21 protein-coding genes are annotated in these 21,184 nt (G+C 41.2%); 16 read left to right on the forward strand and 5 right to left on the reverse strand.

Annotated elements, in window-relative coordinates; all coding sequences use genetic code 11:
• Positions 1-47: 47 nt before the first annotated feature.
• Genes DI077_RS00805 through kdsB form a run of 7 tightly spaced genes read left to right on the forward strand, consistent with a single transcriptional unit; the run spans position 48 to position 5,074 of the window.
• On the forward strand, positions 48-851 hold the full coding sequence (locus DI077_RS00805) for an MlaD family protein (RefSeq protein ID WP_109021839.1): 804 nt from the start codon (positions 48-50) through the stop codon (positions 849-851).
• Positions 851-1,930 (forward strand): glycosyltransferase, encoded by a 1,080-nt coding sequence (locus tag DI077_RS00810; RefSeq protein ID WP_109021840.1) that lies wholly within the window; start codon positions 851-853, stop codon positions 1,928-1,930. Before DI077_RS00805 ends, DI077_RS00810 begins: the two co-directional genes overlap by 1 nt.
• A 20-nt stretch (positions 1,931-1,950) precedes the next feature.
• On the forward strand, positions 1,951-2,166 hold the full coding sequence (locus DI077_RS00815; protein ID WP_109021841.1) for a flagellar FlbD family protein: 216 nt from the start codon (positions 1,951-1,953) through the stop codon (positions 2,164-2,166).
• Between the two features lie 9 nt (positions 2,167-2,175).
• A complete protein-coding gene (locus DI077_RS00820; RefSeq protein WP_109021842.1) occupies positions 2,176-2,958 on the forward strand; it encodes a motility protein A in 783 nt (260 codons plus the stop codon).
• A 9-nt stretch (positions 2,959-2,967) separates the two neighbouring features.
• Entirely contained in the window at positions 2,968-3,798 is an 831-nt protein-coding gene (gene motB, locus DI077_RS00825) for a flagellar motor protein MotB (protein ID WP_109021843.1), read from the forward strand.
• Complete coding sequence (locus tag DI077_RS00830) at positions 3,798-4,325, forward strand: flagellar basal body-associated FliL family protein (RefSeq protein WP_109021844.1); 528 nt, start codon at positions 3,798-3,800, stop codon at positions 4,323-4,325. Before motB ends, DI077_RS00830 begins: the two co-directional genes overlap by 1 nt.
• Positions 4,326-4,333: 8 nt before the next feature.
• The gene (kdsB, locus tag DI077_RS00835) at positions 4,334-5,074 is read left to right on the forward strand and encodes a 3-deoxy-manno-octulosonate cytidylyltransferase (protein ID WP_109021845.1); all 741 of its coding nucleotides are present in this window, start codon (positions 4,334-4,336) and stop codon (positions 5,072-5,074) included.
• A gap of 5 nt (positions 5,075-5,079) precedes the next feature.
• On the opposite strand, the gene DI077_RS00840 is transcribed toward kdsB, so the two are convergent.
• Positions 5,080-6,771, reverse strand: a complete 1,692-nt coding sequence (locus DI077_RS00840; protein WP_109021846.1) for a cation:proton antiporter — start codon at positions 6,769-6,771, stop codon at positions 5,080-5,082.
• 221 nt (positions 6,772-6,992) lie between these two features.
• Here DI077_RS00840 and DI077_RS00845 point away from each other — a divergent pair, with 221 nt between their 5' ends.
• Positions 6,993-7,598 carry a YceI family protein gene (locus DI077_RS00845; RefSeq protein WP_109021847.1) on the forward strand — a complete coding sequence of 202 codons (606 nt, stop codon included), beginning with the start codon at positions 6,993-6,995 and terminating at the stop codon, positions 7,596-7,598.
• Between the two features lie 29 nt (positions 7,599-7,627).
• Here DI077_RS00845 and ligA read toward each other — a convergent pair whose 3' ends face one another.
• Both ligA and DI077_RS00855 read right to left on the reverse strand, forming a co-directional pair.
• Positions 7,628-9,637: an NAD-dependent DNA ligase LigA gene (gene ligA, locus DI077_RS00850; RefSeq protein ID WP_109021848.1), complete on the reverse strand. Its 2,010-nt coding sequence runs from the start codon at positions 9,635-9,637 to the stop codon at positions 7,628-7,630.
• Complete coding sequence (locus DI077_RS00855; protein WP_109021849.1) at positions 9,638-10,651, reverse strand: M23 family metallopeptidase; 1,014 nt, start codon at positions 10,649-10,651, stop codon at positions 9,638-9,640.
• Between DI077_RS00855 and DI077_RS00860 the strand changes: the two genes are divergently transcribed.
• From DI077_RS00860 to DI077_RS00875, 4 genes are all read left to right on the forward strand, one after another.
• Entirely contained in the window at positions 10,650-11,378 is a 729-nt protein-coding gene (locus tag DI077_RS00860; RefSeq protein WP_109021850.1) for a SanA/YdcF family protein, read from the forward strand. The genes DI077_RS00855 and DI077_RS00860 overlap by 2 nt on opposite strands.
• 78 nt (positions 11,379-11,456) lie before the next feature.
• Positions 11,457-12,230, forward strand: coding sequence for a TIGR01458 family HAD-type hydrolase (locus DI077_RS00865; protein ID WP_109021851.1), 774 nt, complete (start codon positions 11,457-11,459; stop codon positions 12,228-12,230).
• 96 nt (positions 12,231-12,326) lie between these two features.
• A complete protein-coding gene (locus DI077_RS00870) occupies positions 12,327-13,070 on the forward strand; it encodes a hypothetical protein (RefSeq protein ID WP_167837211.1) in 744 nt (247 codons plus the stop codon).
• 8 nt (positions 13,071-13,078) lie between these two features.
• Positions 13,079-13,636, forward strand: a complete 558-nt coding sequence (locus DI077_RS00875; RefSeq protein WP_109021852.1) for a YceI family protein — start codon at positions 13,079-13,081, stop codon at positions 13,634-13,636.
• Positions 13,637-13,804: 168 nt separating this feature from the next.
• On the opposite strand, the gene DI077_RS00880 is transcribed toward DI077_RS00875, so the two are convergent.
• Positions 13,805-14,683, reverse strand: a complete 879-nt coding sequence (locus DI077_RS00880; RefSeq protein WP_109021853.1) for a molecular chaperone DnaJ — start codon at positions 14,681-14,683, stop codon at positions 13,805-13,807.
• Between the two features lie 83 nt (positions 14,684-14,766).
• Here DI077_RS00880 and DI077_RS00885 point away from each other — a divergent pair, with 83 nt between their 5' ends.
• From DI077_RS00885 to DI077_RS00900, 4 genes are read left to right on the forward strand one after another with little or no spacing between them, the layout of a single operon-like run.
• Positions 14,767-16,482 (forward strand): acyl-CoA dehydrogenase family protein, encoded by a 1,716-nt coding sequence (locus tag DI077_RS00885; protein WP_109021854.1) that lies wholly within the window; start codon positions 14,767-14,769, stop codon positions 16,480-16,482.
• Positions 16,482-17,387 (forward strand): AEC family transporter, encoded by a 906-nt coding sequence (locus DI077_RS00890; protein ID WP_109021855.1) that lies wholly within the window; start codon positions 16,482-16,484, stop codon positions 17,385-17,387. Before DI077_RS00885 ends, DI077_RS00890 begins: the two co-directional genes overlap by 1 nt.
• Positions 17,384-18,289, forward strand: a complete 906-nt coding sequence (locus DI077_RS00895) for a DMT family transporter (RefSeq protein WP_109021856.1) — start codon at positions 17,384-17,386, stop codon at positions 18,287-18,289. Before DI077_RS00890 ends, DI077_RS00895 begins: the two co-directional genes overlap by 4 nt.
• Positions 18,267-18,740 (forward strand): DUF4442 domain-containing protein, encoded by a 474-nt coding sequence (locus tag DI077_RS00900; RefSeq protein ID WP_109021857.1) that lies wholly within the window; start codon positions 18,267-18,269, stop codon positions 18,738-18,740. Before DI077_RS00895 ends, DI077_RS00900 begins: the two co-directional genes overlap by 23 nt.
• 9 nt (positions 18,741-18,749) lie before the next feature.
• Here DI077_RS00900 and DI077_RS00905 read toward each other — a convergent pair whose 3' ends face one another.
• Entirely contained in the window at positions 18,750-21,170 is a 2,421-nt protein-coding gene (locus DI077_RS00905) for a 1-acyl-sn-glycerol-3-phosphate acyltransferase (RefSeq protein ID WP_109021858.1), read from the reverse strand.
• Positions 21,171-21,184 lie beyond the last annotated feature (14 nt).

Raw genomic sequence — 21,184 nt, forward strand, 5'->3', positions numbered from 1 at the left:
ATTTAAAAACTGCTTGCCAAGCCTTTCTTTTCTTTCAAGGATTAGGAGTGCTCTGGAAACAGCTAAGGAATCGGATTTCACTCGAGATTTTGGCAGGAGTTTTCTTTGTATTTCTGATTTGTTTTGCTTTTTTTACCACGGTGATTTTGCCGGACCGACCTGATAAAAAATATCCGTACAGGCTTTCTTTGTTTTATTCCAGGATCGACGGAATCAAAGAGGGTACTGAGGTTCGGATTCTGGGAATTCCCAAAGGTTACGTTGCGCATATCGATTCAAGACCGGTGATTGATGTTCCCGATCGGCATTTTCTGGACAGTAACAAAGATCATGCGATCGAACTTCATATTGCTTTGGAAGAGCCTTTGACGCTCTGGGACAATTACCAAGTGGATTTTCAGACGATTACCGTGTTTTCAAATCGTGTGATCAATATCAATCCGGGTAGCTCCGATGGAAAGACCCCTTATTTCAGGCCTACATTCCAAGAGGGCCAAAAGACACCCGATTATCTGCCATCTGCACGTTATTTCGATGATTTCTTCAAAGCATCTTCGCAAACCATCGAAGAGAATAGGGAAGACGTTCGCTCCATAGTATTGGATTTTCGTTCCATTACGGACAAATTGAACGCTCCTTCGGGAACCATTCCTAAATTGATCAATTCCACCGAGATGTATGACGAATTATATACTACTGTTGCCGATGCGGAAGCGATCGGTAAAGAAGGGCGTCGTTATATGGAATCATCACGAAATCTGGAAAACACTATGCCGATTCCATTTGTCATTACTGCTTCTTTTTACGGGCGAACTACTTTACTGGGTAGAAGGATTGGACCTCAAAATTAATGAAAATTGCAATCATACACGATTGGTTGACGGGAATGCGGGGGGGAGAAGTGGTTTTGGATTCTCTTCTCAAGGCATATCCTACTGCGGATCTTTTCACTTTATTTTACAGCAAAGGCAAGTTAAACGGTCGAATTGAAAATCGCAGGATCACTACCGCATTTACCGACAGACTTCCTTTCAAAGAAAAATATTATCGCTATTACCTTCCTCTTTTTCCGACGGCGATAGAGTCGCTGGATCTAAAAGGTTATGATGTGGTGCTTAGTTCTTCCCATTGTGTGGCAAAGGGAGTTATCCCTCATCCGAATACGTTTCACATGAGTTATATCCATTCTCCCATGAGATATGTTTGGGATATGTATTATGATTATTTTCCCAATCGTTCCGGATTGAAATTTTTTCTATTTCAATCGATTGCGAATTATCTTCGCACATGGGATGTAGCATCCTCACAAAGAGTGGACTATTTTACGTGTAACTCTCATTTTGTGGGAAAAAGGATTCAGAAATATTACCGAAGAGATTACCAAGTGATTCCTCCTCCTTGTTTGTCGGAAGAGTTCAGAGTACAGGATTATTCCAAAGAAGATTATTATCTGATGGTTTCCGCATTCGCTCCCTATAAAAAAATCGATCTGGCGATCGAAGCTTTTACCAAAAACAAAAAAAAACTGGTGCTCATCGGCGGCGGACAGGAAGAAACCAAACTTACCAAAAACCTCCCCTCCAATATCATTTGGAAAAAAGGAATCCCTCGCCAGGAAGTGCTTGATTATTACAAAAAGGCTCGCGGTTTTATTTTTCCGGGTATGGAAGACTTCGGAATTACCCCCGTCGAGTCTCAAGCCTATGCGACACCTGTGATTGCTTACGGCCAGGGAGGGGCTTTGGAAACTGTAATTCCCGGGAAAACGGGAGTATTTTTCAAAGAACAGACGGTCGAATCACTAAATCTTGCCATCCAAGAGTCGGAATCCATTACATATAAGCGAACGGAATTCCAAAAATCCATCAATCGGTTTACCGAAGAAAAATTCGTAAGCGAAATTCGTAAAGCAGTCGATAGACATAAGTAGTAATCTTATAGGGGGATCCATTGGTCATCCTACATCGACTGAAAGGGGCAGAATTTGTACTCAATGCGGACTTAATTGAGTCTATCGAGGCAAATCCGGACACTGTCATCACTCTCTTAAATGAGAAGAAGTACATCGTTTCAGAACCTGTAGACACTGTTGTGGAAAAAGTCTTTCAATACAAGGCTCGTATCCATTCTCTACCAGTGACCAATCGTCCAACTAAAGAGGGATAACGCGTACTTATGGATATAGCAACAGTAATCGGACTTGGTTTAGGAAGTGCCTTGATGGTTCTCGGAACCATCTCAGGTGGTTTGAGTATCATGGATTTGATCGATATTCCTTCCGTAATGATCACGTTTGGTGGTGCGGCCGCAGCAACCATCATCTCCTTTCCATGGACTTCCACTATGGCAGTCGGAACTGTAACCAAAAAGGCTTTTCAGAACCCTACTTTTGATCTTCCCAACCTGATCACGACACTTGTGAGTTTTTCCGAGAAAGCCAGACGGGAAGGATTACTTGCATTGGAAGACGATATCAACGAATTGCCGGAAGAGTTTTTAAAGAAAGGCATTCAGCTTGTAGTGGACGGAACGGATCCGGAACTAGTTCGAAATATTATGGAAACTGAAATTAATAACACCGCGCAAAGGCATGCTTATGGAAGAAGCTGGTGGGATGCTTACGCAGGTTTTGCGCCGGGCTTCGGGATGTTAGGGACCCTGGTTGGTCTCGTGGGGATGTTAAAAAACCTAGGTGGTGGAGATGCCAGCGCGATCGGTCAAGGTATGGCGACTGCCTTGATCACCACTCTTTACGGATCACTTGCGCAGAACCTTTTTGCCGCGCCTGTGGTTCGTAAATTGACACGCAGATCGGAAGACGAACTTGTGATCAAACAGGTTATGGTGGAAGGAACACTTTCCATTCAATCGGGAGATAACCCTCGTATTGTGAAGGAAAAACTTGCGAGCTTCCTGACTCCGGTCGAGAGAGCGGCAATGAAGGACGACGGAGATTAATCTTTAGCCATGGCGAAAAGTCAAAAATGTCCCGAGTGTATCCAAAAAGTCCCCGAGTTCATGGCAACTTACGGGGATATGGTGACACTATTATTATGTTTCTTTATCCTTCTCTATACTACCGGTAAGACGGACGCTAGAGAGATGCAGATCATTTTGTCCGCTTTCAAATCCACAACGGGATTTTTTACAGGCGGTCAAACACTATCCAAAGGTTCTTTGGAAGAGATGGGTATGAATATCGAAGCGCTTCCTTCCCAAGTGGTGGGTAGAAATTTATCCAAATCGAAAAAAGACGCTCAGGAAGTTTTCAAACCGGAAGTGGAAGCAGGTAAAGTTCGTATTTCCGAAAACGAAAGAGGACTTGTAATTTCACTTGTTGGCGCGGATTATTTTTATCCGGGATCTGCGATTCTCACTCCGTCCATCAGAGAGACTTTGCGCAAAGCCGCAACTTTGATCAATGGTCTGGAACGATTTGTCCGAGTGGAAGGTCATAGCGATGATGATGCTGTGAATCCCGTGAATCGTCCCGGTAGAGAAGAAAGAGAATATATCAACAACTGGGACTTGGCTGCGGCGCGTGCGGTGAATACCACAGTATTTATGATCAATTCGGAAGAGATCGATCCCAGCTGGTTCCAAGCAGTCAGTTTCGGTTCGTATCGTCCGATGATTATGGAGAACGAAGGCACTCCCGAAGCAAAAGCGTTCAATCGAAGAATAGATATTATTATTTTAACCGAAAAATCAACAAAACGAGCTCCTGGCGAAAGTAAGTACGGATTGCCTGAGTCTCGGTTACCAAATACAGAAACAAATGTAGAAGGAGATCAGTAATGGGTGATCGTGAAGTAGACGAAGAAGAAGGCGGGCTGGCCGAAGGTTCCCCTAGTGGGGCGGGAATGTCTCCCATTGTTAAATGGTTACTTTACATTGCCGCTGCTATTTTTGGAATCATCATTGTTACCGTAATATCCATGTTTGTTGCTCAAAAGACTGCTACCAGTGTCTTTAAACAACAAAAGAACATATCATTGGTAAAAGCACCTCCTCCTCTTGAGATATATAGTTTTCAAGAAGAGTTTCGAATCAATACATCGGATGTGGGAGAATCGCATTTTGTTAAGTTAAAGATGTCTTTGGGATTTGAATCGGGACAACCGGCTCTTTCTCAGGAATTGGCAATGCGTGTAGCGCAAATGCAGAACATCATCAACTTGATCATCGCACGCAAAACGAAAGATGATTTGAAATCGATTACCAATCAATTGGATTTAAGAGAAGAGATCAAGGCTCATTTGAATCATATTTTGACGAACGGAAAGATCAAAGAGATTTATTTTACCGAATTTTTAGTAAACTAAGATCCGTTATGGCAAAAAAAGTTTTGGGCGTGATTCCTGCACGTTTCGCAAGTACGCGTTTTCCGGGCAAACCACTCGCACTCATCGGTTCCAAGCCTATGATCGAGTGGACTTATCTGCATTCTAAAAAAGCAAAATCTTTAAACGAATTGGTTGTAGCAACGGATAATGAAAAGATCCGTGATGCCGTTTTATCTTTCGGTGGTAAAGTCGCCATGACAAGGGAAGATCACGAAACAGGAACGGATAGAATCATTGAAGTCGCAACCCAATTTCCCGAGTATGATGTTATCATCAACATCCAGGGGGATGAACCGGGCATCGAGCCCGAATTGATTGACGGTGTAGTCGATCTAAAGTTGAAACACAGTGATTGGGAAATGACTACGGCTGCGGTTCGTTTCAGTGAAGCGGAAGATCCTACCGACCCCAATCGGGTAAAAGTGGTATTTGACCAACTATCACGTGCTAATTATTTTTCACGCAGTCCTATCCCTTCTTCTTTCAAAAAAAAAGCCGATTACTTCCGTCACTTGGGAATCTACGGTTATGAAAGAAAATTTTTACTGAATTATCATTCCCTTCCGACTTCCGATTGGGAGGCAGCCGAATCTTTGGAACAATTGAGAGCTTTGCAAAACGGGAATACGATCGGTGTTTTTTTGGCAAACAAAGCCAATCTGGGAGTGGATTCTCCCAGAGACTTGGAACTTGTAGTAGAAGAGTTTAAAAAGAAAGGTTGGATTTGATTTTATTAAGCACCCTTTCTCATCCCACCTGCGATATAATCGTATAAAAATTCTCCGGTGATGATACCCGGAACGATTACTTTTTGTGCTCCGTCTACGACCAATTTTTTAGCATCGTCCGGTTCATCCGAAGTCAGAATGATTTTTGCATTCGGGGCAAGCTTCGTTAACGTAGACAACAAACGAGTGTTATTTGTTCCTTTCAGAAAAGAATCCGAAATCGTACATACTACCATCGAAGCATCATGAAGTCCTATATGGGAAAGTGATTCCGGGTGAGCCAAATCCGCATAAGCCCATTGAAATCCTTTGCTTGTGAGTTCGTCTTTGAATGCTGGGTTGTAATCGGCAATGATGATCCTTTTGATGAGAGAAGGGGAAAGATCTTCCAGATAACTGATAAAGGCACGTGCGATTCTGAAATAACCGAGCACAATGATATCCCGTACTTGGCCGTCACCATGCCCGTGACCTCCACCTTCACCAGTTGTTTTGACTTCTGCCACTTCATCATGGATTCCGAACTTAGCCACAAATCGAGCCAATGCCGCAGCGATCTGATGGTTGAATAGGATGATGTAAGTGGAAAGAATGGAAGCGATGATGGTAGATGTGAGGATAACTGCCTGTAATTTTCCGGTGACGTGTCCGAATCCGGCACCTAATGCAAGTATCACGAGAGAGAACTCGGAGATCTGTGCCAGGTTGAGGCCTGTTAAAAATCCCGTCCTTACCCCTTTTTTCAAAGCAATGATGATCGGTGCTACGGTCAATATGCGAACAACCAACATCAAAACTATGATTGCAAATGAAATCGCCACTACTTCCACACTAGGCATAGGAACTTTCAGACCCAAAGCTACGAAGAAAAGAGTCACAAAAAAGTCGCGAATCCCGATGAGTTTGGAAATGACGTCCGCTCCGTAAGGAAATGCGGCAATACTCATACCGGCAACAAGCGCTCCCATCTCTTTGGAAAGTCCCGCTTCACCCGCGATACCGCAAATGGCGAAACACCACATAATTGATGTTAAAAGAACTAGTTCGGAACTGGATGCGCATGCCTTGTAGAGAGGAGCTAATATGTATCTACTGACTGTGAAACTGAAGATGATCAGCAAAACGATGATGCCTATGGATGCGAGGATTTTTAAAACTTCAGGACTATTGAGGTTCGGTTGAACCCCCATAAACAAAATCGCCCAAATGTCTTGAAAAACCAAAACCCCGACGGTGAGCTTGCCCGACAGAGTATTGATCTCTACTTTGTCTTGTAATAGTTTAACTACGATTAATGTGGAGCTGAGAGAGAGGGCTACTGCAATATAGAGTAGGTCGAATTTTTCTCCGCCGATCGGCAATCCCAACAAGGGAAAAAATCCGTAAACAAAAGCCACCGATAATGTGAACTGCAGGGTTCCCAAAAGGAACATCGCTTTACCCATTTTTGCAAGCTCTGCAAGATTGATTTCCAGGCCGATGATGAATAGGAGCAAAATCAGTCCTATTTCCGAAATCAGCTCAATGGACGCTTCGTTTGTAACGAGTGAAAACCCCATTTCTTTTCCAAGAAGGGCTCCTCCGATAATATAACCAAGGATAAGTGGTTGTTTTGCAACTCTTGCTATGTGACTGAGTACGGTAGCAAAAATAATGCTCAAACCGATGTCTGTTAATAAGGATTCTTCGCCGTGCATTCTTTCTTCTCTTTTGGGAAGAGTATTTTGAAACGGATCATTCTGTTAAAGTCGTTTTTTTAAGCACAATCTCAAAGAAGAGGTTTAATTTTAGGGCTAATCCGAATTTTGCACTCAGGAAAGGGCATATGCTTAATAAATCCACAATTAGCAAAATCGAATCTCCTAAATCTTGACAAAGAAATGTTCTTATTATCTACTTAAACCAGAGGGAAAAACCGATGAAAAACGTTTATCTGTTTGTAATTATCTGTTCCATTGTATCCGCCACTTCTTTATTTGCCGAGGAAAAATGTACTTATTCGTACAATCCAAAACAAACGACTTTGGAGTGGACCGCATTTAAATTCACTGAGAAGACAGGTGTAAAAGGAAAATTCGATTCCATCCAGGTTGCTAAAGTCAAACCGGCAACCACCATCTTGGATTCCGTAAAAGATTTATCTTTTAAAATCGAGATTGCTTCCATCAATTCGAATGTCCCTGATCGGGATGAAAAAATCAAAAAATTCTTTTTCGGTTCCGTAAAGAACGGAAAGGAGTTCAAAGGCGGTTTTTCGGAAATCAAAGGAACTAATACCGGTTCCGCGAAATTGAACCTGGAATTCGGCGGAATCAAAAAATCCGTGCCTGTTCAATTTACGGTAAAGGAAAACACAATTGAAGTAGCAGGTTCTTTGGATGTATTGGATTTCGGATTGAAATCGGGACTTTCCCGTTTGAATGAAGAATGCAGAGATCTTCACAAAGGTGCGGATGGAACAAGCAAACTTTGGCCGAATGTGGATTTTAAAATCGTTTCTACTTTGGATAAAATCTGTAAATAGGAAATCGATTCCGATCGGAAGTTTGTTTTTTAGTGAGGGATTCCTTCTTTTTTCAAAAGAGCGAGGAATTCCTCTTCATTGACCAATGTAATTCCCAGTTCTTCCGCCTTTTCCAATTTTGATCCTGCACCAGGCCCATACAATAGATGGGTTGTTTTGGAAGAAACGGAAGATACTTTTCTGCCGCCGTGTTTCGTAATGATATCCAGAGCTTTTTCTCTCGGCTGAAAGTTTTCGAAACTTCCTGTCACACACCAGGATTGGTCGATAAACGGTTGTAAGTCGCTTTTCTCCACTTCATCCGCTTTGAATTTCAGACCCAGTTTGATGAGATCTTTTACAAGAGTGAGAGTTTCTTTGTCTTTTAGATGACCTAATAACGCTTTTACGGTTCTCGGGCCGATTCCGTGAAGATTGGAAAGTTCCTCTTCTGCATTTTTCTTTTTAGCTAATGCGACCAATTTATCCCAGGAGTCCAATCCGTTTTCAATCAGTATCTCCGTTACTTTGTGGCCCGCTTCATTAAGTCCTAGAGAAGGAAGTGTTAGGCGAAAATCTTTTTCCTTCGATTTTTCGATAGCCGAAAGTATATTGTCTACGGATTTTTCCGCAAACCGGTCCATTGCTAAAAGCTCTTCCCTTTTTTTATGAAGTGAATAGAGTTGAGGTAGATTTTTTACCAAGCCTTGTTCGTAAAAAATTTCAATTTGTTTCTCTCCGATATTTTCTATATTCATCTGCTTTTTCGCGCAGAAAAAAATAAGAGAGTTTTTTTCCCTTTCGGGACAATGTCTGTTCGTGCAAAACAAATCGACGGAATCATCTACTTTTTCCAAGCGAGTTTTGCAAGATGGACATTCTGTCGGTAATTGAAATACCCCTTTGGTGGGAGGGGAGATTACTTTTTCAACGGCTGGAATGATTTCTCCTCGTTTGGAAATCAAAACTTTGGCGCCTATGCCTGCTCCCAATTCGTTAATATAGTCTTGGTTGTGTAAGGTAGCGTAGGTGACTGTTGTTCCTGCAAGTACTGTAGGAGTAACCTTGGCCCTGGGGGTTATTTTTCCGGTACGGCCGATAGCAAAATCAATTTCTTCGATCACAGTGTCTTTGAGTAAAGCATCGAACTTAAAAGCGCGTGCCCATCTGGGTGATTGGGATGTTTCTCCCAACGACTCTCTTTTTTCCAGACTGTTGAGTTTGATGACAAGTCCGTCCACGGGAAATTCGGTATCGTCCTTTTTTTTACGAAAAGTTTCAATACGTTGTAGCAATTGTTTTGTGGGAATGATTTCCGTATCCGGCGCGAGGGGAAATTTATCTTCTTTTAAAAGTTTCAAAATTTCTTTATGTTCGGTAATTCCCTTTCTACCTTTTCCGAAGATTGCATCGTAAACAAAAATGCGAAGAGGCCTTTTCGCCACTTCCGCCGGATCTTTCTGTTTGATGGAACCTGCGGATAGATTGCGTGGGTTGGCAAAACGTCCGCCGTATTCTTCATTGAATTCTTCGAAATCGGAGAAATTCATATAAATTTCCCCTCGAACGGTAACGGTTCTTCCCGATTTCAATTCATGCGGAAGCCCTTTGATGGTTTTCACATTTTCAGTGACAACATCTCCGATTCCCCCCGTTCCTCTGGTAACACAGTTTTCCAATTTACCGTCTACATAGTATAACAGAATAGAGGCGCCATCGATTTTCCATTCAAGAGAATACAATTCGTCTTCACCGGTCTTGACAATCCATTCCCAGAGTTCTTCCGTATTGTACGTATTTTCCAAAGAAAGAACGGGGACTTGGTGTTTGAATTTGGAAAACTGATTCGAAAGATCGGAGCCTACCGTTTTTGTTGGGGAATTAGGGGAAACAAATTCGGGATATTTTTCTTCCAGTTTTTTCAATTCACTGAAAAGCAGATCGTATTCTTTATCCGGGATGATTGGGGTGTTATTCTTATAATAGCGTTCGTTATGCGCTTTGATTTCTTTTGTCAAAGCACGGATGCGTTTTTTGGGATCTTCTTCTTTTGGTGCCAATCAATAGATTCCTGATTGAAGGTATTCTTCCGGGTCTGTTTTGCCCTCTTCGGACAAAATGATTTCATAATGCAAATGTGGACCTGTTACGTTTCCTGTCGCTCCCACTTCGGCGATCATATCTCCCGTTTTTACAATTTGTCCCGAACGAACATAGATGCGGGAACAATGACCGTACAAAGTATTGAATCCGAATTCATGCTGAATGATGATATGGTGTCCATAACCTACGTTAGAGTAGGCAACTTTTATGACTCGCCCAGGGGCTGTGGCATAGATGGGAGTGCCAGTAGCATTTGCCATATCCAGTCCGTCGTGGTATTCCCAAAAACCGGACGTAGGTGACTTGCGCATTCCGAATTGGGAAGTCAGATTATAGGAATACATCGGATTGAAAAGAGGAGTGGAGGACAAAACGGCCGCCCGTGTAAAAAGGTATTCGAAGTTTACTTCGACTAACTTTTCATTGCTGGTCATTCTGTGTTTTAAATATCTCAAATCGTAAATTTCGTTCAGATACTTACGACCTATGTCCAATTGTTTATCTTCTCTTTCTTCTCTTTGTAAAAGTTCATAAGATGCGGATTTGATAGCATCTTCTCCGGGAATTTTAAGCAGCTCGTCATCTTGTCCGTCTATAAGAGAAAAAATCTCCAGCATGTTTTCATTCAATTTGGAATATTCTTCTTTCATCTCTTCCAATTGGTTGGAATGAGTCAGGTAGGTATCAAAATAATTTCCGTAGATTTCGGAGAGCTGATTGATTTGGGAACGGGTATTATTGGAGCGAACGATTCCGAAGATAGCAAGGCTTAATAAGCCGACAGTGAGTCCGACGAAGAAAAGGATGGTAAAAACCGAGATTTGAAAATGGAAGGAACTGTCGTAACCGTGGGGAATGACCAAAATCGTCATCCTTTGGTGTCCTTTTTCTTTGACCCGATCAATCTGTTTCTTGATTTTAGGATTGTCTTGTGAGAAAACAGATTTAATCTCTTTGATTTTCTTTTTCATGAGCGCACAAAGTCCTAACAAATATAGCAGATGGTCTTTCCCATTTCGGGTCAAGTGGAAATCCCTGATTCGCGTGATAGCGATATTTCTACTGTCCTGTTTGGTTTTTATAGGATTTGTAGATTGGGATTTTTTTCGCAATTACGACGCAGTTCCTCACATTCAATCAGCGGAAGAGTCGCTTCCTGCTACTGTAGCGTTGATTCCGGGCGCCGCGGTCCATGGAAACAAACCAAGTCCTGTTTTGTCAGATCGATTGAAATGCGGTTTGTCTTTGTACCAATCGGGTAAAGTGAAAAAGATTTTACTCTCGGGGGACAATGGCCAAGCGGATTATAACGAATTACGTCCCATGCTTGAGTTTATGTTGGCGAATCATGTAAAACCGGAAGATGTATTTGTGGATCATGCCGGCTTTCGCACTTTGGATACTTTGATTCGTGCAAAAGAAGTTTTTTTGGTAAACGATGCTATTTTTGTCAGCCAATCTTTCTTCCTCCCCCGAGCCATTTACTTGGGCAGAAATCTGGGACTCAACTTACAGGCGTTTGAGTGTAATCTTCGCACTTACAAAAAAGAAGGTTATTATTATTGGCGTGAATTTTTCGCCCGCCAACTTGCCTGGTGGGACATTCATATTTGGGACACTCCCCCCAAATATTTGGGAAAACCGTTTCCGATCAGTAAATCGGGAATTCCTACTTGGAAAGGTTCCATCATCAAGTAACCGAATAGTTACAATGAGTGCTCTTTTTTATTTTGAATCCTTATTGACGAAGTAAAAAAATAAAGGAGAATCAAAACTATGTTTGTCGGTGGTAGAAAAGGATACTTACTCGACTTGGAAGGTGTTTTTCATCAGGGAGAAAATTTACTTCCGGGTGCTATCGAAACATTAACAACTCTTAGGGAAAAAAGAATCCCATTTGTCTTTTTAACAAACACCACTACAAAGTCGGAAAAAAATATCCGGGCTGATTTGAGTCAATTGGGTTTGCATATCTATGAAAATGAAATCCTCACAACACCAAAAATGGCAGCTTCTTATTTGAAGAAAATAGGTAAGTCGAAAGTCCGTGTTATTCTTGCGGATCAAGTGAAAGAAGATGTTTTCGGTTTGGAACAGGTAGAAGAAAATCCGGAAGCTGTGATCATCGGAGACATCGGTGATAAGTGGAATTATGATCTTCTCAATAGCATTTTCCGGAATTTAATTGCAGGTTCCAAACTCATTGCATTACACAAAGGAAAGTATTGGCAGACAAAAGAAGGTTTGAGCTTGGATATAGGTGCCTTTATTAACGGTCTTGAATATGCAACCGGCATTACTGCAAAAGTGATCGGTAAACCGTCTCCTTCTTTTTTTCGGTCAGGGTTAGATTATCTTGGGTTGGCGGCTTCCGATTGTATCATGATAGGCGATGATATCGAATCAGATATAGGCGGAGCCAAAGATTTGGGCATTCAGGGAATCCTTGTAAAAACGGGAAAATTTCGGGAAGAGCAATTGCGGAGTTCTTCGGTAAAGCCGGATTTTATATTGGATACAATCGGCAATTTGTTTCAAAATGAAATGTAACTTCTGTATATGTGAAGTTTTAATAGAGAATAAGAATCAATTTTAAAGTAAAATATATCATAGGCCTTAAAAAATGTTAGATTATTGGAATCTCCCATGTATAAAAAATATATGAAAAAATGGATTATTTTTGTACATGTGTTCTTTTTAACAAATGGTTTCATTTTTGCACAATCATTATCTATGGGTAACGATGATAAAGTGTCTTATGAAAAAGTAACCAAAGAGTCTCTGATGAAAAGAAGATCCTTCTTGGAATGGCACCAAATCGCAGGGCTTACGACGCTGGCTTTTTGGCTGGCGACCAATTTAGAAGGAGAGAAAGCAAGCAGAAGCCTATACCGAAAGTCGGATGAATTTGCGCAGGGAATTCTTTTGACTCATCCCGAATATGCAAATAACGATCCTCTTTATGCGATTGCATTCCAATCATTAGATAAACATAGTATTGCAGCTAACTACTTATTACTCAAAGATCCTCAAAACAATGCATCACTTTATTTTGCTTTGAAAGCAAACGAGGAATGGGAGGCGAAAAATTCAGGATCTGCACATAAGGAATTGGCAATGGCTACTTTCGGAATGTATGCACTTACTGCAGGGCTTGCTTATTTTGCTCCTCCAAAGATTGAAGAAGAGTATACAGGTGAAGTTAGATTTTATAGTCCAATTTTCGCGCATAAAGCTATGATCCCAATTCATTTAGCTTCCATGTTATTGTTGCCTGGACTTGGAGCAAGGATTGGAAAAGAAGGACCAAATGCGGTTAGAGACATGCAGCAGGTAGGGTGGGCAGGCTTTGGGGCTATGTCCATCTCAGTTTTAGTAATTACTTTTTAGGAGAGTATATGATAAATTTTTTATTTCAATTAACGGCCGTTTTCTTTCTTGTAACTAGTTTTTCTGTTTCTTTAACAGCATCTGAAATTACAAAAAAAGAAATTAGCTTCTATGTGGATCATGCAACAAAAGATGTGATCGGGATTTGCACCGAAATAGAATTAGATCCGATCAATATAAAACAAAGCGCAAAAGGGTATTCTTTGGTTTCTCCTTTTCAGATCAAAATTCCCGTTACGAAGATTTCTTCAGGCGATGAAAGCAGAGATTCTCATATCAAAGAAATCTTGGGATTTCCTGAGTTTAATTTTATTCAGGTGAAAATTGAATCTGTCTCTCTAGAAGGTGAAGGTTACACTGCTTCTGGAAAGTTGACAATCCATGGAATCACAAAAGATTTTAAATCCAATCTAACAGTCGATAAAGTGGAAAAAGATCAGATCGAAGTGAAAGGAAAAACCATCGCTCGTTTTTCGGAATACCAATTGGAAAATCCTTCTCTTTTATTTCTCAAAGCAAAAGATGAAATTGAAATTCGATATTCGTTTTTGATCCGGGTGAAGTGAGGGGGTAAAGGATGGGGTACGATTATCCCCGCCCGATTCTGGGTGGGGAACTACACCCGCCTCCCAATGTGTTCCATTTATCATACTTGGCCGATTTTTCCAAATCGGTTTCGGTTGTTTGAAATTTTTTTATAAATAAGTTCGCCTTAATCACCCGCTTTGTTCGGGTTAATTTGCCTCGGCCATTAACACGATCAGGCGATTGTATTTGATAATGATTTTTTTCGTCATCTCTTCCCCTTTTTTATTGATGTCGGGGTGATATTTTTTCATAAGCTCTTTGAACTTTTTCTTAACATCCGCTATTTTCGCATCTTCACCTAACTGAAAGAATGTGAGTAGCTGTTCCAATTCCAAATTCAGTTTTTGTTTTGGCTTCTTTTTCTTTTTTTTCGTTTCTCTGATTCTTCCGAAAATTTCGTAATAAGTCCTATCTCGAAACTCTTTGGTGATATCCCGGAAGTTCAAAATTTTAGTAGGAACGAGTGCCATGAGATAATCTTTTAGAAAACCTTCGGCCCCGTATTCCGTTTTGATCTTTCGAAGTTCGATGAACATATTGATCGTTCTTCCTACGAAGAATTCGATTTCAAATTTATCCATAAGATAAGAATCCACAGCATCATCGAAATCAACCGTTGCTGCGGCAAGCAGCAGTAAAAGTTCTTTGTCCAGTTTATGATTTTCGACTGTAGTTTGAATCAACGCCTTGTAGGATTCTCTAAGTTCGTATAATGGACGTTCGCTGAAAAAAATCCCGGATCGTAAAAATTCCGCCGAAACATAATCCACATCCAATTCTTTGGATAAAAAATCAATCAGGTAGTCCCCATCCACTTCATGGAATCCTCCGGAAAATGACATATGCGGCTGGGAGGCGCGAAAATTGTAAATTTTGCGAAGGCATTCTTCCTTTCGGATTTCCAAAAGTTCGGCTAAGCGCTCATAGGAAAGAAACCAACGCAGGGAATCGCTATGGTTTTGCAATTCAAAGATTACATCCCCAAGGACTCGTTTGGATTTGGTGGTTTCTGCATTCGCTACCATATTCCGTAGTCTGCCTTATTACCAAATTAGCAAGGAGTTTCTTTTTTGCTAGTGAAACCTATTCAGTTTTGTTTATTGGAATTATGACTTATCCGACTTTGAAACATCCATCTCTTGATCCCTATGATATTTCCGATTATAAAGGACTTCGGGGACAGAATTTTTACGAGAAAGACAAGGCTCTGCAAAGAGTTGTGGAACGATACAGCGAAAAGTTCGCTCCCGATCATAAAAAAGCTATGGTCGATCATATCAAAGGGTATGGGGAACTGGTTGGCGGGATTTTAGACGAGCTTACGGAGAAGTCCCACAAAGAAGGTAAATACGGCGAGCTTGTCAAATACGATCGTACTGGCAAAAGAATCGACCAAATCGTTTATTCTCCCGAACAAACCCTCTCCCGCAAAATATCTTACGATTACGGTGTGGTGAATCTGGATTTTCATTCGAATTGGAAATTCGGATTTCCATATATTCATCGTTATGCGCTCACTTATCTGATGAATCTTAATGGTGAAGGCGGTGTTGCCTGTCCTTTGGCTATGACCGACGGGATGATCAATGCCCTGAAACAAATCGGAACGGATAAACAAAAGGAAAAATACCTGGCTCTTACTGCGGGCGAAAAAAGTGAATCTCATTTTATGGCAGGTCAGTATGTTACGGAAAGAGTAGGCGGAAGCAATGTACTGGCAAACCGGACCATTGCTAAAAAACTAGACAACGGCAAATGGTTGTTAAATGGAGAAAAGTGGTTTTGCTCCAATCCCGGCGATCTTTGGGTAACTACTGCCAAGATAGAAGGAACAAATACGATAGGAATGTTTCTTGTTCCCAGGATCAAAGAAAACGGAGAACTCAACGGTCATCATATCCTCCGCAAAAAAGACATCATCGGTTCTCGCGGAAAACTCACTGTTGAAATCATCTATGAAGACGTGGAAGCGGAAGAATTCGGAAGGCCCGGACATGGAATCGTAAACTTAATCAAATACATCATCAAGATTTCCCGCATCCATGTGGGGTTCGGTGCTTGCGGGAATGCACGCCGTGGTGTGATGGAAGCCATCGAATATGCTAAATGGAGAACAGCTTACGGCAAAAAAGTAAATCAATTCAGTTCTTACGCCCGCAATCTCGCGGAAATGCAAATTTTACAAACTGCCATGACATTTGTAAATTTTCGTTCGGTGGATCTTGTGGAAAAAGAAGATACCGCTTCCGAAGTATTGATTCCTCTTTTGAAATACAAATCCTCTTCCCAGGCAAGTTGGGTAACGCAACAAGCGATTTTGTGTTTGGGAGGAAATGGAATTGTAGGAGATTTTTCTCCTCTTCCTCGACTCCATAACGATTCCATCATCAATGAAACTTGGGAAGGAACTCATCTGATCGTAACGGATCATTGTTTGCATGCATTACAAAAACCGAAAGTTTTCACGGCTTTTTCTAATCTAATCGAAGTTTTGCGAAAAGACGCGAAAGGAAAATCCGAATTGAAATATGCTTACGATATTCTGGAAGAAAAATTCCAAGAGATAAAGGATATTCTGGAAAAGGAAACGAAGGACTGGAGAGAAATCAATCGGGTTTATATCGCCGACCTCACTTATGGTGTGACTGCTTTGGCCGAATTTTTGGAACAAGCTGCGTATGATCTTAAAAAAGGCTCCAAGTCAGTTTATACTGATTTTGCGAACGGATACGCGGAGTTATTTTCAAACGGCATCGATTCTCCCAGAAAGAGAGATGGAGTGTTCTTGAATCCCGAATCTTTGGAGGCGATTGTCCAATATTAATGTCCAATCTCCTTTTGCTTGGAATTTGTTTTGGATTAGGGCTTCTCTTTCGCAGGTCGGGACGTTTTCCGGAAAGTACGACTCAAGTACTGAACGGATTTATTTTGCATGTTTCCCTTCCTGCGCTCGTATTGTATCATATTCACGAACTTCAAATAACGAGCGCTATTCTTTTACCGGCGATCATGCCATGGATTGTGTTTCTGGTTGCCGCAGGATTTTTTTTAAGCCTGCACAAATTTAAAAAGATCGAATTTAAAACTGCGGTTTGTCTGATTCTGACTGCCGGATTTGGAAATACTTCCTTTGTCGGATTTCCTTTGCTTGAGGCGTATTTAGGAAAAGAATCCTTAGGTTACGGAATTGTTGCCGATCAATTGGGAACTTTTCTTGCTTTGAGTTTTCCCGGTATCATACTTGCTTCCTTGGCGGAACAAGGATCTTGGAAATTCAAACCTTTGTTTGTCAAAGTAATCGGTTTTGCCCCTGTGCAAGCATTGATACTTGCTTTTTTGCTTCGCTCTTTTCCTTATCCGGAATGGGCAAAAATCGTTTTACTTAGATTAGGTGATACTCTGACTCCATTGGCTTTGGTATCAGTGGGTTTCCTTTTGAATCTAAGGACTTTGGGAGGGCATAAAAAAACTCTTCTATTGGGATTAGGATTCAAACTCGCCTTCATTCCGGTACTCATCTACTTTATTTATGCTAAAATCACGCCGGACCGGATGATGTTTGAAACGATTGTTTTGGAAGCATCGATGGCACCTATGGTAACTTCCACCATCATCGCAATGGAAAAACATTTAAACCCACATCTCGCAGGTCTTATGTTAGGTGTTGGAATCCCTCTTTCTTTCGGAACTACATGGATTGTGTTGAACATAATCCGAGGAATCACATGAATATAAAATTTTTATTATTATTGATACTTGCAATGGTATCTTGGGGGATTTCCTGGCCGATTGCCAAATTGGTCGCCAATTTACTACCTGTCCATGTATTGGTGTTTTGGAGATTTTTGGTAACTTTCCTCTCGGTAATTCCATTGCTTTATTTTTTAAAGATTCCGTTTTTACTTAAGTCCGGTCGTGATTACATGAATGTGCTAATCGGAGGGATCATATATACATTGTACGGTCAGTTTTTCTTTTTGGGATTGGTGAACGGTTTGCCCGGTGCGGGAGGAGTCTTGGTTACGACTCTAAATCCTATTATTACATTTTTTATCGTAGCTTCGATTCAGAAAAAAAGGGTCAGCAAACGACAGTCACTCGGTTTATTCTTCGGGTTAATCGGGGGACTTGTAATTTTGAAAGTTTGGCAATTCAGCGTTGGGTCTCTCATTCAGTCGGGAAACTTATTTTTTCTATTATGTGCATTCACTTGGGCGACCTTATCTTTGAATAGCCAGAGAACCGGTGAGTCGATGTCCCCTATTGTTTATAGTCTTTACGTGTATTTGGTGGGATCTGTGATCGAATTTTTATTCGCTTTCCGTGACCCTGCAATTTTGCAGGTATTCGAATTCGGTTGGGATTTTTGGTTATCTATCGCTTATCTTTCCATCGTCTCTACAACATTCGGAACCACTGTTTATTTTTATGCGGCGGCAAGACTTGGTTCTCAAATCGCCAGCTCTTTTATTTTTATCGTACCTTTATCCGCTTTTTTGAGCAGTGTTTTTATCGTCGACGAACCGATCCAATTACCGGTGTTAATCGGTGGTGGTTTGGCGATTCTTGCAGTATATCTTATTAATTCGAAAAGGAAAGATGTAGCAATTGAAAGTCTCGTGGAAAACTAGATTAAGAGTTTGGTTATTTAATTTTTACCCTCCTTATTTGGGAGCGGGAATCAGGATCACTCATATTGCTCCTGATTTTTCCAAATTTAGAACGGAAATGAATCTCACTTTCTATAATAAGAATTATGTGGGAGTTCATTTTGGCGGTTCTTTGTATGCCATGTGTGATCCGTTTTTTATGTTGATCCTTTTGGAAAAGCTGGGAACGGATTATATTGTTTGGGACAAAGCCGGCAATATGCAATTTCTAAAGCCGGGAACAGGCAAAGTATTTGCGGAGTTTTATATCCCGGATGAGGAAATTGCACGCATCAAAGAGGAAGTGGTAAAAAAGAAAAAAGCGGACTTTGTTTTTTATGCAGATGTCAAAGATACGGAAGGCGAGGCAATCGCTCGTGTGGAAAAAGTTGTCTATGTGCGAAGAAGAGGCAAATTGCCTCTTCAAAATTAATCGCTTCGGTTAGTACTTCTGATCTGCGTCTTCCGGAATCATATTGCCGTAGTAATTGACAAGAGATTCCACTTTAGAACGCAGAACCCGATTCGATTCTTCGACCAGTTTTCTTTTTTCCAAAACCTTTTTTCCTTTTTCCCAGATTTCCTCGGGGTCGCGGGTCAGATAATTGCCGTTATGCCGTGTGATAAAGTCCTCTACGAGAGATGTGGCCTGGCTGACTTCCACATTATGTTCGTTCTCCGACAAAATCTTCGCCACTATCTGATTTGGTAAAAGTTTATGATACTGTTTCCAGCCCTTGGAAATACGATAGGACAGTTCCAAAGTAGGATCATCCGTATGAGCATATTCTGATATAGGTATAGGATCGCAAAACTCGACATACACATTGGATCGTTTCGCCAAAAATCCCGCCATGCCCAGGTCTTCCGGAATATCGCAGAACTGATTGTCTTCTGGAACCGTTTCATAGGACAGTGCCATCGGAACGATAACAATCTCAGTCCCTGAACTTCGGAACGCGTTCACAGCGGTTGTGAGTAATCCCGTTTTGACCGGAACTACCCCTCCCGTTCTGGAGCGAGTGCCTTCGGGATAAACCAAAGATGGGATTCCTTGTTCCAACATTACCTGTGAATATAAAGTCAGACATTCCAAATACAAACTATTTCTGGTTCTTTCCCGATCGACTGCATAAGCACCAAGTGATTTGAGCATCCATTCCCAAAAAGGATTGGACATCAAGTTGATACCGGCCGCATAACGAGGAACAGGTAGTCCCAAATGAAATAATGAGTAGGCGACTTCCACCGAATCCAAATGGGATCTATGTGTTGGTGCATATAGTATGTTGTATTTGCTGGAGAGTGCTTTTACAACTTCCGTTTTACCGCCGATATGTGGAATCATCGACCCACGCATAAAACCGCCGGAAAACAACCGGATGGGGGCTATGAACCGCAATAACGATTCACGAACTGTCGGGCTGTAATTATCCGCGATTTCTCTTACATAAAAACGGATCAGTTCTTTGATCAGAGTTGATTCCTCATCTTTATTGGAAACATGGAACCTCTGCCAAACTTCCAATTCCTGTGAGAATTTTTCGATATCCAGATTTTGTTTTTTTCGTTTGGCTTTACTCAGTCTTTTTTGAGTTGTTTCAACGATTGCCGCAGATTGTTTTTTTATTCGCGAAGTTGTGCCGGAGGAGTTATTGATGTGTTTTACGATGCGATCCACCAAAAGGCTTTGAAAATCGATACCGGATGTAAGATTTAACCCTTGTTTTTTGGGAACAATCAGTTGGCTCGGTGCCGAGGAAGTTTTTGTTCCTCGGATGAGATGAAGAAGCGAATCAGGAGGCTGTTTTCTAGTCAGCACATCAAACAATGTACGATGAAAACTGAAAGGCAAACGTATATCGTTGGCAAGCTCGATTAAAATACTCAAAGCATAAGTGCCTTCCACATTATCATGCCATTTATTGGATTCTCTTTCGATGAATTGTTTCGGTGAAAAAAAGATCTCTACTTTATCCAGTATACTCAGTTTTTCCTGACCGCTTAACAACTCTCCTGCGATTTTTTGTCCGAATTTTTTATTTCTGCTTCGATTGCTTGTTGCAGTTGCAATGAAATCGGCAAGTCCCGACCTGCCCATAACCGTATCAGGCCTTGCTCCGTATTTCATTGCAAGATCTCTTACTTCTTGGAAACCGACAGACATAATTTCGCCTAATAGATTCGTTCCGTAATTCGGCATAAGAGAAACGATTCCTGCGGCGATCGCCATAGGATTTTTTGCAACGCCGATGATCTCCATCCCATGAATGTCATCCGTTGTGGAAGTATGAACGTAATTGGATAAAAATAATTCGGCCAAATAGTCAGCTGTCTTTTTTATTTCCGAACCTATATTGAAGAATGTATATTTTTCTTCCATAAGTTCCGCCACCATGGATGGTCCGTTCACTACTGCGATAGTGGAAGAAGTGAAATTTTTTTCTTTTAGAACATGATCCAGATATTGGCTATAAGTAACAAACCCGTGTTTCTTTCTGTATTTGCTTTCTAAGATTCCTTTTGTGAAAAAAGAAAATACATAATCGTTTTTCGGATCAAGAGTATCTATGAGAGAATGCAAATTGTCCATAAAGGAGCGGGATGGAACTGCGATATGGAAGGCCCAATCATCCCGTCCGAATTGATCCAGACCGGAAACTATTTCGATATGTTGGGGTATTTCCAAAGTCATCCCCATAATTTCTGTTTGGCGCCGTTTCTTTAAAGACTCGGCTAATTCTTTATCGGGGATCCATAGAGTGACTTCATCGTATTTTTGCGCTACCAATGTGGAAACTATCAATCCCATCGGTCCGCTTCCTAATACGGCTTGTCTTAAGTCGTGATAGGCGATAGACATATACTTGTACTTTT

The sequence above is a fragment of the Leptospira kobayashii genome, assembly GCF_003114835.2.
Classification (GTDB): Bacteria; Spirochaetota; Leptospiria; order Leptospirales; family Leptospiraceae; genus Leptospira_A; species Leptospira_A kobayashii.